Genomic DNA, 16,260 nt, shown 5'->3' with positions numbered 1-16,260 from the left:
CCGCGCTTCATTCGTTCGCGGCTTGTAGCCGCGCCCGGGTCGGGCGGCCGATGGCGTGGTACTCCACGCCGCTCTCGACCATCGCCTCGGGCTCATACAGGTTGCGCCCGTCGAAGATCACCGGCGTCTTCAGGCGCCGCTTGATCTGGCCGAAGTCGGGGCTGCGGAACACCTTCCATTCGGTCACGATCACCAGCGCGTCGGCGCCGTCGAGGACATCCATCTGGTTGTCGTGGAAGCTCACGCGCGCGGCGCCACCCGGCAGGTCGGCCAGGTCGGCATCCAGCACGCGCCGCGCTTCGGCCAGCGACACCGGGTCATGCATGCGCAGCGATGCGCCGCGCGCCACCAGCTCGCGCGCCAGGATCCGCGACGGCGCCTCGCGCATGTCGTCGGTATTGGGCTTGAACGCCAGGCCCCACACCGCGAAGGTGCGCCCGGTGAGGTCCTCGCCGAAGCGGCGCACGATCTTGTCGCCGAGCACGCGCTTCTGCGCGCCGTTGACGGCTTCCACCGCCTCCAGCACGCGCATCGGCTTGCCGTGGTCGGCGGCGGTGCGCATCAGCGCCTGCACGTCCTTGGGAAAGCACGAGCCACCGTAACCGGCGCCGGCATACAGGAAACTGTAGCCGATGCGCGGGTCCGAGCCGATGCCCATGCGCACCAGTTCGATATCGGCGCCCACTTCGTCGGCGAGGTTGGCCAGCTCGTTCATGAACGAGATGCGGGTGGCCAGCATCGAGTTGGCGGCGTACTTGGTGAACTCGGCCGAGCGCACGTCCATGTAGAAAGTGCGTTCGTGGTGGCGGTTGAACGGCGCGTAGAGCTGGCGCATGGTGGCCTGCGCGTGGCGGCCGGCCACGTCCGGGTTGCAGCCCAGCACGATGCGGTCCGGACGCATGAAGTCCTCGACCGCGGCGCCCTCCTTCAGGAACTCGGGGTTGGACACCACCGAGAACTGCAGGTCTTCCAGGCCGCGCGCGGCAAGTTCCTCGCGAATCGTGGCGGCGACGCGGTCGCCGGTGCCGACCGGCACGGTCGACTTGTCCACCACCACCTTGAAGCCGGTCATATGGCGGCCGATATTACGTGCCGCGGCCAGTACGTACTTCAGGTCGGCCGAGCCGTCTTCATCCGGCGGCGTGCCCACGGCGATGAACTGCACGTCGGCGTGCTCGACGCTGGCGGCCACGTCGGTGGAAAAGGTCAGGCGGCCGGCGGCGCGGTTGCGCTCGATCAACTCCTTCAGGCCCGGCTCGTAGATCGGCACGCCGCCCGCATTGAGCATCGCGATCTTCTGTTCGTCCAGGTCCAGGCAGAACACATCGTTGCCCAGTTCCGCCAGGCATGCGCCGGTGACAAGGCCGACATAGCCGCTGCCGATAATGGTGACTTTCATAGCTTCAGTTCAAGATCTGTTGCACCGTCCGCCGCGATCAACCGAGCGTCTCGGAACGTCGCGGGGCGTAGGTTTCCCAGCGGTTGCAGCCCGGGCATTGCCAGTAGAACAAGCGGGCGCGGAAGCCGCACTCGCGGCAGGTGTAGCGCGCCAGGTTGCGGGTGCGCAGCTGCAGCAGGTCGCGGATGGCAGTGGTTTCCTTAGCTTCCTCGTCGCCCTCCGCCTCCGCGGCCGCGGGGGCATCGCCCACCGGGGTCTCGGCCTCGGCCACGGCTGCCTGCGCCTCGAAATACCTGGTCAACGCCAGCAGCGTGGGCTGGCGGCGCAGCTGGTCGCGCATCAGCCGTGCCGCGGCTTCGGGGCCGTTCACGTCGAGCTCGGCCTTGTACGCCGTATCGAGCAGCTCGGGCGCCAGCTTGCCCTTGAGCAGGCCGCGCAGCCATTCCAGCGCGGTGCCCTCCTCTTGCAGGCTGGCATAGGCCTTGACCACGCGGTCGGCCACCAGCGGCAGGAAAGAAGCGTCCTGCCGTTCGATGCCCAGCCAGTGGCCGAGCGCGGCACGCGCATCGCCGGCCGCCGCGGCCACGTCGCCCAGCAGGATCGGGGCGCGCACATTGGCAGGGTTCTCGGCAACGGCCTGGTTCAGCCACTTCACCGCATCCTCGCGCCGCTTGCGCTGCAGCGCGTCCTGCGCCAGTTCGCAGCAGAACTGGGCGATCTGCACGCTGTAGCTCTTCTGCTCCAGCGTCTGCAGTTCGCGCGCGGCATCGATGGCCTTCTGCCACTCCTTCTCGACCTCGTAGAGCTCGAGCAGCACGCGCTTGGCCGAGGCGGCGTACGGTCCCGACATCAGCCGGCGCAGCGACTCCTCGGCGCGGTCCAGCAGGCCCGCGCGCAGGAAGTCCTGGCCCAGCTCGTACAGCGCATGCTCGCGCTCGGGCTCAGGCAGGTCGGGCCGGGTGGCCAGGTTCTGGTGCACGCGGATGGCGCGCTCGGTTTCGCCGCGGCGGCGGAACAGTGCGCCCAGCGCGAAGTGCAGTTCGGTGGTTTCGGGGTCGAGCCGGGCGACCTCGATAAAGGCGTCGATGGCCTTGTCGGGCTGCTCGTTGAGCAGGAAATTGAGGCCCTTGAAGTACGAGCGTGGCAGCGCGCCCTGCTCGCTGATGAGCTGGCGCACATCGAAGCGCGCCGCCATCCAGCCAAGGCCAAAGACAAGTGGCAGCGCCAGCAACCACCAGGTTTCAAACATCATGGATCAGACTTTCGGGCCGACTACGTTATAGGGAACAGGCTTGCCGTCGCGCGGCGCGGCTGCTGCCGGCGACGGCGGCGATGCCGCTGACACGCTCGCCTGCGCGCTGGCGTCGGGAAGCGCGCGGCGCAGCCGGGCAAGCTCCATGCGCTGGCGCATCAGGTTGGGCGCCACCGACGCCAGCGCCGCCACCGCGCCGAGCACGAAGGCAGCGAACAGGATCAGGATCAGCGGGGCATGCCAGACGGCGTTGAAGAACAGCTGCAGCGAGGCTTCGGCGGTATTGCGCAGCGCCAGCACGAACAGCAGCACGAATACGACGATGCGGACGATCCAGGCGAACAGTTTCATGCGGTTGGGCAGCGTGACGTTGGCGCCGCGCCGGCGCACATGCGCGAGGCCCGGCAAAGACCCCGGCATTGTAACGGATTGACATCCTCCCCACCTAAAGGCAGGGGGCTTGCTACCGCGGCTGAGACGATGATGCTTATCAAGAGTGCGCCCATGCTGGGCGCACGCAAAAAAAAGCGCCCCCGAAGGAGCGCTTTCTTACAGACAACACAAGCAGCAGGCAAAGCCCGGGCAATCAGGAGCGGACGAAATTCAGTCCGCCCTCATGCAGTCCCGCCGGTGCGGCGGGAGCGCTGCCCTGGCCTACCTTGCCCGGCACGGCCTGGGCCGGGCCGGCGGAATGGCCGTTGCCATTGGCGCCCGGAGGCGCCGGCTGGCTGCGGTCAACCCGTTCGCGCAATTCCTTGCCCGCCTTGAAGTGCGGCACCCGTTTTTCGGGCACCAGCACACGCTCGCCGGACTTGGGATTGCGCCCCACGCGAGGCGGACGCTTGTTCAGACCAAAACTGCCGAATCCGCGGATCTCGATGCGGTGGCCATCGGCCAACGCCTCGGACATCGCGTCGAGTATCGTTTTGACCGAGATGTCCGCGTCCCGCAGCAGCAACTGGGGGAAGCGGGCAGCCAGTTTTTCGACGAGCTCCGACTTGGTCATGGGCATACGCGCAAGCGCGGGGCCTGCGATTACTGGTTGTCCTGGCCGAGCTTGGCCTTCAGCAGGGCGCCGAGGTTGGTCGTGCCAGCCGTGCCGGTGTCAGCCTGGAACTTCTGCATCGCTTCTTGCTGCTCTGCGCTGTCCTTGGCCTTGATCGACAGGTTGATGTTGCGCGACTTGCGGTCGACGTTCACCACGAGGGCGGTGATCTGCTCGCCTTCCTTCAGCACGTTGCGGGCGTCTTCCACGCGGTCAGCGGAGATTTCCGATGCACGCAGGTAGCCTTCCACATCGTCAGCCAGCTGGACCACGGCGCCCTTGGCGTCAACGGCCTTGATGGTGCCCTGAACGAGCGAGCCCTTGTCGTTGGCCGAGATGAAGTTGTTGAACGGATCGCCCGACAGCTGCTTGATGCCCAGCGAGATGCGTTCCTTGTCGACGTCGATGCCCAGAACCACGGCTTCGACTTCGTCGCCCTTCTTGTACTTGCGCACGGCCTCTTCGCCGGACTCTTGCCAGGACAGGTCGGACAGGTGCACCAGGCCGTCGATGCCGCCCGGCAGGCCGATGAACACGCCGAAGTCGGTGATCGACTTGATCTGGCCGCTCAGCTTGTCGCCCTTCTTGTGGTTACGCGAGAAATCGTCCCACGGATTGGCCTTGCACTGCTTCATGCCCAGGCTGATACGACGCTTGTCTTCGTCGATATCCAGCACCATGACTTCGACTTCGTCGCCCAGCTGGACAACCTTGGACGGCGCAACGTTCTTGTTGGTCCAGTCCATTTCCGACACGTGCACCAGGCCTTCGATGCCGGCTTCGATCTCGACGAACGCGCCGTAGTCGGTCAGGTTGGTCACCTTGCCGAACAGGCGGGTGCCTTGCGGGTAGCGGCGCGAGATGCCGACCCACGGATCTTCGCCCAGCTGCTTCACGCCCAGCGAGACGCGGTTCTTTTCCTGGTCGAACTTGAGGATCTTGGCGGTGATTTCCTGGCCAACCGACAGCACTTCGCTCGGGTGGCGGACACGGCGCCAGGCCAGGTCGGTGATGTGCAGCAGGCCGTCGATACCGCCCAGGTCAACGAACGCACCGTAGTCGGTGATGTTCTTGACGATACCGTTGACGATGGCGCCTTCCTTCAGGGTTTCCATCAGCTTCTGGCGCTCTTCGCCCAGGGTCGCTTCGACCACGGCGCGGCGCGACAGCACCACGTTGTTGCGCTTGCGATCCAGCTTGATGACCTTGAATTCCAGGGTCTTGCCTTCGTACGGGGTGGTGTCCTTGATCGGGCGCACGTCAACCAGCGAGCCCGGCAGGAACGCGCGGATGCCGTTGACCATCACCGTCAGGCCGCCCTTGACCTTGCCGGTCACGGTACCCGAGATGATCTCGCCGTCTTCCAGCGCCTTCTCGAGGTTCAGCCACGATGCCAGGCGCTTGGCCTTGTCGCGGGAAAGGATCGTGTCGCCATAGCCGTTCTCGAGCGCATCGATGGCCACGGAGACATAGTCGCCGGCCTGCACTTCGAGTTCGCCCTGGTCGTTCAGGAACTCCTCCACCGGCACAAATGCTTCGGACTTGAGGCCGGCGTTGACGACCACGAAGTTGTGGTCGATGCGCACGACTTCAGCGGAAATCACTTCGCCAGCCTTCATATTGGAGCGGGCGATCGATTCCTCGAACAGTGCGGCAAAGGATTCGTTAGTTTGCAGGTCGGACATAAACGTAAGGTGAAATCCGCAGTACGCTGGCCGGCGCGACTATCGCGCTCAGTCTGCCAGTGCAGCGGGGTCAGGTTTGACACATGCCGGCTTCGGGCAAGCCCGGGCTGGCTCCATCCGGTGCTGTCGGGGTGCGCCGCTTTACCTATGCGTCCGCATGCATCTCATGCATCGGACCGCACAGCGGCAAACCACTCCAGCACCTGCGCCACTGCCTGGTCCACCGTCATGTCGGAGGTATCGAGCAGCTTTGCATCCTCGGCGGGACGTAGCGGCGCGGCGGCGCGGGTGCGATCCCGCGCATCGCGCGCCTCGAGGTCACGCAAAAGGTCTTCAATATTAGCAGAAATTCCCTTATCAATCAATTGTTTATAGCGCCTGCGAGCACGCGCCTCAACACTTGCCGTGAGGAACACTTTCAGCTGGGCGTCCGGGAAGATCACGGTGCCCATGTCGCGGCCGTCGGCCACCAGGCCCGGCAGCTTGCGGAAGCTGCGCTGCAGCTGGGTCAGCGCGTCGCGCACCGGCTGGTGCACGGCGATGGCGGAGGCCCGGTTGCCGATCGCCTCGGACCGGATCGCCCGGCTCACTTCCTCTCCTTGCAGCCAGACCCGGTCCGGGCCGAACTTCACATCGAGGCGGGCGGCGATTTTTGCAAGGGTGCCCATATCCGCCGGGTCGACGTCCGCACGGTCGCTGGCCAGCGCCACCAGTCGGTACAGCGCGCCACTGTCGAGCAGGTGGAATCCCACCGCGTCGGCAACCTTGTGCGCGACAGTGCCCTTGCCCGAGGCGGTCGGCCCGTCAATGGTGATGACGTTGATGATAGTCATTACTTATGACACCCACAGTAACGATTGATTGTTAATTCTATTGCGAATCATTATCATTTGATTCATGGCGCTTCACCCAAATCGACGGGTGAAGCCAAACACTAAAGTATCGGTCCTAAAGCATTGATCCCGAGGCAATCAACCATGGCAAAAACCCTGACGTTCGGCATCATGCACCTCGGCATCGCGTTCAGCGTGACGTATGCGCTGACCGGCAGCCTTGCCATCAGCGGTGCCATCACCTTCATCGAGCCGGCCGTCAATACGGTGGCCCACTACTTCTTCGACCGCTACTGGGAGAAGCGCGCGGGGCGCGAGCGCCGCCAGGCGGCGGCTCGCGACGGCGCTGCCAAGCACCGCGCCAGCGGCAACCTCGTCAGCGCGTAACGCCCGCGAACACGCTGAAGTAATCCGGGAACGTCTTCGCCACACAGCCCGGATCGTTGATCCGCACCGGCAGCGGCCCGAAAGCGGCCAGCGAGAAACACATCGCCATGCGATGGTCATCATAGGTGCCAATGCCGTCGGCCGGAGTCTGCCATGGTTGCGGCGGCGTCACACGCAGGTAATCCGCCCCTTCTTCCACGACCGCGCCCAGCTTGCGCAGTTCCGTCGCCATCGCCGCGATGCGGTCGGTTTCCTTGACGCGCCAGCTGGCGATATTGGTCAGCGTGGTGGTGCCTTCGGCGAAAAGTGCCGCCACCGCCAGGGTCATCGCGGCATCCGGGATATGGTTGCAGTCCAGCTCGATGCCGTGCAGGCGGCCGTCGTCGCGTTCCGTGCCGCGCACTTCGATCCAGTTGTCGCCCGCCATCACATTGGCGCCCATGCGATTGAGCGCCTCGGCAAAGCGCACGTCACCCTGGATGCTGGCCATGCCCACGCCCTCCACCCGCACCGGGCCGCCGCCGATCGCGCCGGCGGCGAGGAAGTACGAGGCCGACGACGCATCGCCCTCGACAAAGATCTCGCCCGGCGAACGGTAGGCCGCGCCGGCCGGCAGCACGAAGCGCTCCCAGCCCAGCCGCTCGACCTGGATGCCGAAGCGCGCCAGCAGGTTCAGCGTGATCTCGATATACGGCTTGGAGATCAGCTCGCCAACCACCTCGATCTCGATCCGGCCACTGTCGGACTGCGCCATCGGCAGGCTCATCAGCAGCGCGGTCAGGAACTGGCTCGACACATCGCCGCGCACGCGGATTGGCGCATCGATACGGATGCTGGCCGGCTGGATATGCAGCGGCGGGAAGCCTTCGTTGCCGAGATAGTCGATCACGGCGCCGACCTGGCGCACGCCGTCGACCAGGTCGCCGATCGGCCGCTCGTGCATGCGCGGCACGCCCGACAGCTTGTAGCTGCCGCCCTGCAGCGCGAGCGCGGCCGTCAGCGGCCGGATCGCGGTGCCGGCATTACCCATGAACAGCTCAGCCGACTTGTTCGGGAAATTGCCGCCGGCGCCGGTGACGATGTAGTCGGCGCCCTCTTGCCGCCATGCCACGCCCAGCGTGCGCAGCGCCTGCAGCATGACGCGCGTGTCGTCGGAATCGAGCAGGTCGCGCACGCGGGTTTCGCCCGTGGCCAGCGCGGCGAGCAGCAGCACGCGGTTGGAGATGCTCTTCGAGCCCGGCAACCGGACGGTGCCGGTGGCGCGGGTCAGGGGGCCTAGCGTCAGGTGTTCCATGTCTTGGTGGGCGCCGGGGCGCCGCGGTAAGGCGATTCGATCAGGCTGCGGCACGATGCCGCTCAGGGTTCGATATTGTTGCCCGCGGCACGCTCGGCGCCCCAGGCGAGTCGGGTCTTGCTGGCGCGTGTAAAGATGCGTTCGAGCGCGTCGCCGTCGCCCTTCTCGATCTTCTCCTTCAGGTGCGCCAGCACCGACTGGTAGGTGTTCAGCTCACGCAGCAGCGCTTCGCGGTTGGCCACGCAGATGTCGCGCCACATCTCCGGCGAAGACGCCGCGATGCGCGTGAAATCGCGAAAGCCGCCGCCGGCAAAATCCAGCTTCAGCGCCGCGTCTTCGGCGTTGGCGACCTGCGCCACCAGCGCGTACGACAGCACATGCGGCAGGTGGCTGACCGCGGCGAACACCGCGTCGTGCTGCACCGCCGACATCACGTGGCACTGCGCGCCGGCGCTTTCCCACATCGCGCGCACCGCGGCCACATCGGCACGCGCGTTTTCCTGCAGCGGGCACAGCACGGTCTTCTTGCCGACGTAGAGGTCCGCCAGCGCGGCCTCGACGCCATTGAGCTCGCGCCCGGCGATCGGATGCGCCGGCACGAACTGCGCGACCTTGTCGCCGAGCGCGGTCTTTGCGGCCATGATCACGTCGGACTTGGTGCTGCCTGCATCGGTGACGATGGTGCCAGGCTGCAGGTGCGGCTCCAGCGCGTGCAGCAGCGCGAAGTTCTGCGCCACCGGCGCGCACAGCACGATCACGCTGGCGCCGCGTGCGGCGTCCTCCAGCGTTGCGGCCTCGTCGATCACGCCAAGGTCCAGCGCCTTCTGCAGCGATGCGGGCGAGCGCCCCACGCCAACCACCGTGCCCGCCACGCCCGCGCGCTTGAGCGCAAGCGCGAGCGAACCGCCGATCAGGCCGACGCCGACAATGACAACACGGGAAAAATGCAATGCACTCACAATCTCAGGCCGCAACGGGCAGTGGCTCGGTCCGGACCGAGGTAATTCGATGACTGGCAGGTCGGCCAGCGCCATGCCAGCCAGGAAATGCCGCGATTGTAGCCGCGCTCACGCGAGCGCCCGCTCCAGCGCCGCGACAAAGGCTGCGTTCTCCTCGGGCAGGCCGATAGTCACGCGCAGCCAGCGCGGCAGGTTGTAGTTGCCGACCGGGCGCACGATCACACCCTGCTTGAGCAGCGCCAGGTTGACGCGTGCACCGGCACCGTCGTCATCGCCGACACGCACCAGCACGAAGTTGCCCGACGACGGCACGTATTCCAGTCCGAGGCGATCGAAGGCCTCGGTCAGCTGCGCCTTGCCGGAACGATTCAGTTCCGCGCTGCGGCGCAGGAAGTCGGTGTCACCGAGCGCGGCGACAGCCGCGGCCTGCGCCACGCTGTTGACGTTGAACGGCTGGCGCACGCGATTGAGCAGGTCGGTCAGTTCCGGCTGCGCCACCGCATAGCCGACGCGCAGCCCGGCCAGGCCATAGGCCTTGGAGAACGTGCGCGACACCAGCAGGTTGGGATAGCGGCGGACCCACGCGACCGAATCGTATTGCTGGTCGGCATCCAGGTATTCGTTGTATGCCTCGTCCAGCACCACCACCACGTGCGCTGGCACCTGCCGCAGGAAGGCCTCGATCTGCGCGGCCGGCACGAAGGTGCCGGTCGGGTTGTTCGGGTTGGCGATAAACACCAGACGCGTGTCCGGCGCGATCGCCGCGGCCATCGCGTCCAGGTCATGACCATAGTCGCGCGCCGGCACTTCGATGGCGCGCGCGCCGATTTCCTGCGTGGCCAGCGCGTAGACCGCGAACGAATATTCGGCGTAGACGATCGACTGGCCCGGCTCGACCAGCGCATGCGCGGCCAGCTCCAGGATGTCGTTGCTGCCGTTGCCGAGCGTCAGCCATTCCTCCGGCACGCCGAAGCGCGCGGACAGCGCGGCCTTCAGCGCGAAGCCGTTGGAATCGGGGTAGCGGCCGAGCTCGGCCACGGCGTCCGCCACCGCGCGCTGCGCGGATGCCGGCATGCCCAGCGGATTCTCGTTGGAAGCGAGCTTGACGATGCCGGCCTCGTCCAGGCCGAACTCGCGCGCGACTTCGGAAATCGGCTTGCCAGCCACGTACGGCGAGATCGCACGCACATAGTCGGGTCCGAACACCACGCGGCCTTGCTTACCCTGCTCTGCCATCTCGTCTCCTTGTTCTTGCTTTCCTGTGCCAAAGCGTGCCTTGGCGGACTTACTTGCTCGACGGATACGAGCCCAGTACCTTCAGGTAGGCCGCGTTGCGGCGCAGCTCCTCGATCGCGCGCGCGACTGCCGGCTCATGCTGGTGCCCTTCCACGTCGACGTAGAAGTAGTACTCCCACGCGCCGCTGCGCGCCGGGCGCGACTCAAAGCGGCACATCGACACGCCGTTCTCCGCCAGCGGCGCGAGCAGCTGGTACACCGCGCCCGCCTTGTTGGGCACGGACAGGATCATCGAGGTCTGGTCGCTGCCAGACGGCTCGGTCTCGTAGCGGCCGATCACGGCAAAGCGCGTGCGGTTGTGCGGATCATCCTGGATATGGGTGCGCACCATATGGAGGTGATAGCGGTTGGCGGCGGACTCGCCGGCAATCGCGGCCACGGTCGGGTCTTCGCTGGCCATGCGCGCGGCCTCGGCATTGCTCGATACCGCCTGGCGCTCCAGGTGCGGGTAGTTGGCCGTCAGCCAGTGCTGGCACTGCGCCAGCGCCTGCGCATGCGCGCGCACCACGGTCACGCCCTGCATGTCGGGCGTGGACGCCATCAGGTTGTGATGCACCTTCAGCGCGATCTCGCCGCTGATCTTCAGCGAGGTCTGGAGGAACAGGTCGAGCGTGCGCGACACCGCGCCTTCGGTCGAATTCTCCACGGGCACCACGCCGTATTCGACCGTTCCCGCCTCCACCGCGCGAAACACCTCATCGATGCTCGGGCAAGCCACCCCCGACACCTCGTGGCCGAAATGCGCGTACAGCGCCTGCTCGGAGAATGTGCCGGCCGGGCCCAGGAACGCGACTTCCAGCGGTTTTTCCAGCCCGCGGCAGGCGGACATCACCTCGCGCCAGATCGCTGCCACGCTTTCGCCAAGCAGCGGGCCCGGGTTGGCACCCTGCACCTTGCGGATCACCTGCAGCTCGCGCTCCGGGCGGAACACCGGCGCGCCGTACTTCTTCTTGACCTCGCCGACCTCGAGCGCCAGCTTGGCCCGGTGGTTCAGCATGGCCAGCAGTTCGCGGTCCACCGTGTCGATCTGCACCCGCAGCGGCGCCAGCTCGACCGACAGCTTGCGCTCGGCCTCGCTCAGGTGGTTGTCGTTGGGCTGCTCGTTTGGCTGCGTCTCCTCGCGCGCAGGGGTGCTGTCTTGGCTTGTCATTGTATGAATCCGGTGGGCCGCCGGGGCGCGGCGGCCGGAGAAAAACTGTCCGCGCCCACCGGCGCGGCGTCGCGCGCGGCAGGCCGCGGGGTGCCCGTCAGGCGGACGTGCGTTCGAACTCGCGCATGAAATCGACCAGCGCCATCACGCCTTCCAGCGGCATCGCGTTGTAGATGCTGGCACGCATGCCGCCCACGGTCTTGTGGCCCTTGAGCTGCACCAGGCCGCTGGCGCGCGCCTGCGCGAGGAACGCTTCGTTGCGCGATTCGTCGCCCAGGAAGAACGGCACGTTCATGCGCGAACGGCAGCTCGGATGAATCTCGTTGCGGTAGAAATCGCTCTGGTCCAGGAAGTCGTACAGCGCCGCCGCCTTGGCGATATTACGCTGCTCGATCCCCTGCACGCCGCCCTGGCGCTTGAGCCATTTGAAGACCAGCCCGGCGATATAGATCGCGTAGGTCGGCGGCGTGTTGTACATCGAGTTGTGCTCGGCCACCATGCGCCAGTTGAACGCCGACGGGCACAGCGGATGCGCATGCCCGATCAGGTCTTCGCGCACGATCACGATGGTGACGCCGGCCGGCCCGATGTTCTTCTGCGCGCCGCCGTAGACCACCTGCGCGCGCGACCAGTCGATCGGGCGCGACAGGATATGGCTGGAGGCATCGGCCACCACGACGCGATTGCCCTTGACCTGGCCGATGTCCGGGATCTCCTGGAACTCTACGCCGACGATGGTCTCGTTGGTGCAAAGGTGCACGTAAGCGGCATCAGCGGACAGCTTCCAGTCGGCAACCGCGGGGATGCGGTGGAATTTCTCTGCCTCGTTGGACGCCGCGATATTGACCGTGCCGTAGCGACGCGCTTCCTGCTCGGTCTTGATCGACCAGGTGCCGGTCACGACGAAATCGGCTTTGGGCTGCTCGGCGCTGCGCAGCCGCATCAGGTTCAGCGGCACGATGGCGTTTTCGCCGATGGCGCCGCCTTGCAGGAACAGCACCTTGAAATTGGCGGGGATGTGCAGCAGCTCGCGGAGGTCGGCGATCGCTTCGTTATGGATGCTTTCGAATTCGCGGCTGCGGTGGCTCATCTCCATCACCGACACCCCGGTCCCGTGCCATGACAGCATCTCCTCGGCGGCCTGTTGCAGCACTTCGGCGGGCAGCGCCGCCGGGCCTGGGGAGAAGTTGTAGACGCGTTCGGCCAATGCACGCTGCATCATGCCGGCAAGAGCGGGATTCTGGGGATCGTTCATGAGACGGGGGAATGGAAAAATGGCTGCCGGTGTTACCCAAGCAGCCATTATCCCTCAAACCCGCGCCCCGTTGGGCACCCGGGGCCGTGCCCCGATGCCGCACCGGCCCGCAAGGCTGCGGGCGGGCGGCGGTTTGCTCACGCGCTTACTTCGAAGCGGCGGTGATTTCCTTCTCCGCGGCGTCGCGCATCGACTTGCCGACCTGCGGGCCGTACTTCTGCATCATCGAACCCCAGATCTCCTGGGTGGCCTTGCCCTGGTTGGCCATGAACTTCTGGCCGGTGGGCGACTTCAGGAACGTGGTCAGGTCCTTCAGTTCCTGCGTCGTGTAGTACTTGCCGAAGGCATCATAGTGCGCCTGGATCGCATCCTTGCGGAAGCCATCGGTGTTGAACGCCGTGCCGGCGCCGTCGACCATGCGCTGTACCGCGCCGTTCTTCTTCAGCTTTTCAACCGCGGCCTGCTTCTGCTTGTCGTTCATGGTCTTGTTCTCGACCAGCACTTGCTCCAGCACCAGTGGGGCTTCCTGCTTGGCGCCTTGCTGCCAGTTCTCGGCCTGGCCCTTGACGGCCTGGTCGGCCTGCATGACGGAAAGCAGTTCCTTGATAGCTGAGGTCTTTTCCGCATCCCCCTGGGCGTGTGCATGCTGCGCCACCATGAAGGTCGGAACGAAAGCAGTCAGAACAGCGATACGTCGAAAGGTTTTGAGCATTGTGACTCCCTGGTAAATACGTCCGTTTTAGTCCGGACAGCCGCGAAACGAGTTCCGGCCGGCGTCCTAATGTTGCAACAATTTACGATTGGCTACAGATTGGGCACGGAATGGCTACGGATTGGCGTCGGCGCCGGCAGCACCGTCCGCCTCTTCCGCCTCTTCGGAGCCACCGTTGTCGGCATCACTTTCCACGATGCGCTGCAACCCGGACAGTTTGGTGCCCTCGTCCACGTTGATCAGCGTCACGCCCTGGGTGGCGCGGCCCATTTCGCGGATTTCGCCCACGCGGGTACGGATCAGCACGCCACCGGTGGTGATCAGCATGATTTCGTCTTCAGGCGAAACCAGTGCTGCCGCCACCACGCGCCCGTTGCGCTCGCTCGTTTGGATCGCAATCATGCCCTTGGTGCCGCGGCCATGTCGAGTGTACTCGGCGATCGGGGTGCGCTTGCCGTAGCCATTCTCGGTCGCGGTCAGCACGCTGCCGCGGGTGCCGGCTTCGGCCTCCTCGGCGGTCTCGGCCGGCGCCACCAGCATGGCGATCACGGTCTGCCCGTCTTCCAGGTTCATGCCGCGCACGCCACGCGCCTGGCGGCCCATCGGGCGCACGTCGTTCTCGTCGAAGCGCACCGCCTTGCCGGCGTCGGAGAACAGCATCACGTCGTGCTGGCCGTCGGTGACCGCGGCGCCGATCAGGTAATCGCCCTCGTCCAGGTCGACCGCGATGATGCCGGCCTTGCGCGGGTTGGAGAACTCGGTCAGCGCCGTCTTCTTGACCGTGCCGCGGGCGGTGGCCATGAAGATGAAGTGTTCGGCGTCGAACTGGCGCACCGGCAAGATCACATTGATCTTCTCGCCTTCGGACAACGGGAACATATTGACGATCGGGCGCCCGCGCGAGTTGCGCGAGCCCTGCGGCACCTCATACACCTTCAGCCAGTAGAGCCGGCCGCGGTTGGAGAAGCACAGGATGTAGTCGTGGGTGTTGGCCACGAACAGCGTGTCGATCCAGTCGTCTTCCTTGGTCGCCGCCGCCTGCTTGCCGCGTCCGCCACGCTTTTGTGCGCGGTACTCGGAAATCGGCTGGCTCTTCATATAGCCGCTGTGCGACAGCGTGACCACCATGTCCTGCGGGGTGATCAGGTCTTCCGTATCCAGTTCGGTCGCGTTGAGCTCGATCTGCGAGCGGCGCTCGTCGCCGAATTCAGCGCGGATGGCGGTGAGTTCGTCGGAGATGATGGTGGTAATGCGTTCCGGGCGCGCCAGGATATCGAGCAGGTCGGCGATTTCCGCCATGATGTCGCGATATTCCTGGACGATCTTGTCCTGTTCGAGGCCAGTGAGGCGTTGCAGGCGCATTTGCAGGATTTCCTGCGCCTGGCCGTCGGACAGCTTGTACAGGCCGTCCGGCTGCATGCCGAACACGGCCGGGAGGCCGTCCGGGCGATACGAAGCGCGCCCGCCCGGAGTGTCGCTTTCGGCACGTGCCAGCATGTCGCGCACCAGGCCAGAATCCCAGGCCTTGACCATCAGTTCCTGCTTGGCGATCGGCGGGGTCGGCGCAGCCTTGATGATCGCGATGAACTCGTCGATATTGGCCAGCGCCACGGCCAGGCCTTCCAGCACATGGCCGCGTTCGCGCGCCTTGCGCAGTTCGAACACCGTGCGGCGGGTGACGACCTCGCGGCGGTGCGCGAGGAAGTACTCCAGCATCTGGCGCAGGTTCAGCAGGCGCGGCTGGCGGTCGACCAGCGCCACCATGTTCATGCCGAAGGTATCCTGCAGCTGGGTGTTCTTATATAGGTTGTTGAGGACGACCTCGGGCACCTCGTTGCGCTTGAGCTCGATCACCACGCGCATGCCGGACTTGTCCGACTCGTCGCGGATGTCGGAAATGCCCTCGACCTTCTTCTCGGTGACCAGCTCGGCGATGCGCTCGAGCAGGGTGCGCTTGTTAACCTGGTAGGGCAGCTCGTCGACGATGATCGCCTGGCGCTGGCCGCGGTCGATGTCCTCGAAGTGCGTCTTGGCCCGCATCACCACACGGCCGCGACCGGTGCGGTAGCCTTCGCGCACGCCCTGGATGCCATAGATAATCCCGGCGGTCGGAAAATCCGGAGCCGGAATCAATTCAATCAGTTCGTCCACAGTCGCCTGCGGGTTGCGCAGCAGGTGCAGGCAGCCGTCAACGATTTCATTCAGGTTATGCGGCGGGATATTGGTGGCCATGCCGACCGCAATACCGGATGAACCGTTGATTAGCAGATTCGGAATACGGGCCGGCAGAATCGTGGGCTCTTTTTCAGAGCCGTCGTAGTTGCTGTCGAAATCGACGGTTTCCTTGTCGATGTCGTGCAGCATCTCGTGGGCGATTTTCGCCAGGCGGATTTCGGTATATCGCATGGCCGCGGCGTTATCGCCGTCGACCGAGCCGAAATTGCCCTGGCCGTCGACCAGCATGTAGCGCAGCGAGAAATTCTGCGCCATGCGCACGATGGTGTCGTATACAGCAGTGTCCCCGTGCGGGTGATATTTACCGATCACATCCCCGACGATACGGGCCGACTTCTTGTACGGACGATTCCAGTCGTTGTTGAGCTCGTGCATCGCAAACAGCACGCGCCGGTGTACCGGTTTCAGGCCGTCCCGCACATCGGGAAGCGCGCGACCGACGATTACGCTCATGGCGTAATCGAGATAGGAACGGCGCATTTCCTCTTCTAGGGAGACCGGAAGGGTTTCTTTTGCGAATGGATCCATTGCGGCGTGGTTTATGCGGCAGGTTTAAGCGAATGTCAGGCCCTTTTGCGGGTGGCGCCGGGCGGCGCCTGACAGCGGGGCAACACGCCATTCTAACATGCCGACACCCCCGGCTCGCCCCCTCCGGACAGCTCCCCGGAAGGCGCCGGCGAGCCCCTGCGAAAACCCTGAAACCCTGATGCCACAAGGCTTTGCGGGCGACACAAGACCTATGTTGCACAAACACCACA

At 65.4% G+C, this 16,260-nt stretch carries 14 protein-coding genes; 1 reads left to right on the top strand and 13 read right to left on the bottom strand.

Going from position 1 to position 16,260, the window contains the following annotated elements; all coding sequences use genetic code 11:
* Positions 1–7: 7 nt before the first annotated feature.
* The 6 genes from K307_RS29680 to cmk all read right to left on the bottom strand — a co-directional run bounded on the left by K307_RS29680 (position 8) and on the right by cmk (position 6,214).
* Positions 8–1,399 carry a UDP-glucose dehydrogenase family protein gene (locus K307_RS29680; protein ID WP_042884485.1) on the bottom strand — a complete coding sequence of 464 codons (1,392 nt, stop codon included), beginning with the start codon at positions 1,397–1,399 and terminating at the stop codon, positions 8–10.
* A gap of 37 nt (positions 1,400–1,436) precedes the next feature.
* Entirely contained in the window at positions 1,437–2,651 is a 1,215-nt protein-coding gene (lapB, locus tag K307_RS29675; protein ID WP_042884484.1) for a lipopolysaccharide assembly protein LapB, read from the bottom strand.
* 3 nt (positions 2,652–2,654) lie between these two features.
* Positions 2,655–3,002: a LapA family protein gene (locus tag K307_RS29670; protein ID WP_042887541.1), complete on the bottom strand. Its 348-nt coding sequence runs from the start codon at positions 3,000–3,002 to the stop codon at positions 2,655–2,657.
* A gap of 235 nt (positions 3,003–3,237) precedes the next feature.
* Positions 3,238–3,657 (bottom strand): integration host factor subunit beta, encoded by a 420-nt coding sequence (locus tag K307_RS29665; RefSeq protein ID WP_042887540.1) that lies wholly within the window; start codon positions 3,655–3,657, stop codon positions 3,238–3,240.
* Positions 3,658–3,686: 29 nt separating this feature from the next.
* The gene (gene rpsA / locus K307_RS29660; RefSeq protein ID WP_012352088.1) at positions 3,687–5,381 is read right to left on the bottom strand and encodes a 30S ribosomal protein S1; all 1,695 of its coding nucleotides are present in this window, start codon (positions 5,379–5,381) and stop codon (positions 3,687–3,689) included.
* 164 nt (positions 5,382–5,545) lie between these two features.
* Complete coding sequence (cmk, locus tag K307_RS29655) at positions 5,546–6,214, bottom strand: (d)CMP kinase (RefSeq protein ID WP_042884483.1); 669 nt, start codon at positions 6,212–6,214, stop codon at positions 5,546–5,548.
* A gap of 144 nt (positions 6,215–6,358) precedes the next feature.
* Here cmk and K307_RS29650 point away from each other — a divergent pair, with 144 nt between their 5' ends.
* Positions 6,359–6,601, top strand: coding sequence for a DUF2061 domain-containing protein (locus tag K307_RS29650; protein ID WP_042884482.1), 243 nt, complete (start codon positions 6,359–6,361; stop codon positions 6,599–6,601).
* Here the strand turns inward: K307_RS29650 and aroA are convergent.
* The 7 genes from aroA to gyrA form a co-directional block, all read right to left on the bottom strand.
* Positions 6,591–7,895 (bottom strand): 3-phosphoshikimate 1-carboxyvinyltransferase, encoded by a 1,305-nt coding sequence (gene aroA / locus K307_RS29645; protein WP_042884480.1) that lies wholly within the window; start codon positions 7,893–7,895, stop codon positions 6,591–6,593. The two genes, K307_RS29650 and aroA, sit on opposite strands and share 11 nt — an antisense overlap.
* Before the next feature lie 62 nt (positions 7,896–7,957).
* Positions 7,958–8,854 (bottom strand): prephenate dehydrogenase, encoded by an 897-nt coding sequence (locus tag K307_RS29640; RefSeq protein WP_080745262.1) that lies wholly within the window; start codon positions 8,852–8,854, stop codon positions 7,958–7,960.
* A 108-nt stretch (positions 8,855–8,962) separates the two neighbouring features.
* Positions 8,963–10,090 carry a histidinol-phosphate transaminase gene (hisC, locus tag K307_RS29635; RefSeq protein WP_042884479.1) on the bottom strand — a complete coding sequence of 376 codons (1,128 nt, stop codon included), beginning with the start codon at positions 10,088–10,090 and terminating at the stop codon, positions 8,963–8,965.
* 49 nt (positions 10,091–10,139) lie between these two features.
* Positions 10,140–11,300, bottom strand: coding sequence for a prephenate dehydratase (pheA, locus tag K307_RS29630; RefSeq protein ID WP_042884477.1), 1,161 nt, complete (start codon positions 11,298–11,300; stop codon positions 10,140–10,142).
* A gap of 97 nt (positions 11,301–11,397) precedes the next feature.
* A complete protein-coding gene (gene serC, locus K307_RS29625; protein ID WP_051975223.1) occupies positions 11,398–12,555 on the bottom strand; it encodes a 3-phosphoserine/phosphohydroxythreonine transaminase in 1,158 nt (385 codons plus the stop codon).
* 145 nt (positions 12,556–12,700) lie between these two features.
* Positions 12,701–13,267, bottom strand: coding sequence for a DUF2059 domain-containing protein (locus K307_RS29620; RefSeq protein WP_042884474.1), 567 nt, complete (start codon positions 13,265–13,267; stop codon positions 12,701–12,703).
* Between the two features lie 114 nt (positions 13,268–13,381).
* Positions 13,382–16,030, bottom strand: a complete 2,649-nt coding sequence (gene gyrA / locus K307_RS29615) for a DNA gyrase subunit A (protein ID WP_042884473.1) — start codon at positions 16,028–16,030, stop codon at positions 13,382–13,384.
* Between the last annotated feature and the right edge of the window lie 230 nt (positions 16,031–16,260).

Source organism: Cupriavidus necator A5-1 (genome assembly GCF_000744095.1).
Classification (GTDB): domain Bacteria; phylum Pseudomonadota; class Gammaproteobacteria; order Burkholderiales; family Burkholderiaceae; genus Cupriavidus; species Cupriavidus necator_A.
This window is presented reverse-complemented; position numbering and strand designations above follow the sequence as displayed.

Coding starts and splice junctions, on each gene's coding strand:
- cmk (WP_042884483.1), bottom strand. CDS start 6,214: ATGACTATCATCAACGTCATCACCATTGACGGGCCGACCGCCTCGGGC.
- K307_RS29670 (WP_042887541.1), bottom strand. CDS start 3,002: ATGAAACTGTTCGCCTGGATCGTCCGCATCGTCGTATTCGTGCTGCTG.
- rpsA (WP_012352088.1), bottom strand. CDS start 5,381: ATGTCCGACCTGCAAACTAACGAATCCTTTGCCGCACTGTTCGAGGAA.
- gyrA (WP_042884473.1), bottom strand. CDS start 16,030: ATGGATCCATTCGCAAAAGAAACCCTTCCGGTCTCCCTAGAAGAGGAA.
- K307_RS29680 (WP_042884485.1), bottom strand. CDS start 1,399: ATGAAAGTCACCATTATCGGCAGCGGCTATGTCGGCCTTGTCACCGGC.
- hisC (WP_042884479.1), bottom strand. CDS start 10,090: ATGGCAGAGCAGGGTAAGCAAGGCCGCGTGGTGTTCGGACCCGACTAT.
- K307_RS29665 (WP_042887540.1), bottom strand. CDS start 3,657: ATGACCAAGTCGGAGCTCGTCGAAAAACTGGCTGCCCGCTTCCCCCAG.
- K307_RS29620 (WP_042884474.1), bottom strand. CDS start 13,267: ATGCTCAAAACCTTTCGACGTATCGCTGTTCTGACTGCTTTCGTTCCG.
- K307_RS29650 (WP_042884482.1), top strand. CDS start 6,359: ATGGCAAAAACCCTGACGTTCGGCATCATGCACCTCGGCATCGCGTTC.
- pheA (WP_042884477.1), bottom strand. CDS start 11,300: ATGACAAGCCAAGACAGCACCCCTGCGCGCGAGGAGACGCAGCCAAAC.
- serC (WP_051975223.1), bottom strand. CDS start 12,555: ATGAACGATCCCCAGAATCCCGCTCTTGCCGGCATGATGCAGCGTGCA.
- lapB (WP_042884484.1), bottom strand. CDS start 2,651: ATGATGTTTGAAACCTGGTGGTTGCTGGCGCTGCCACTTGTCTTTGGC.
- aroA (WP_042884480.1), bottom strand. CDS start 7,895: ATGGAACACCTGACGCTAGGCCCCCTGACCCGCGCCACCGGCACCGTC.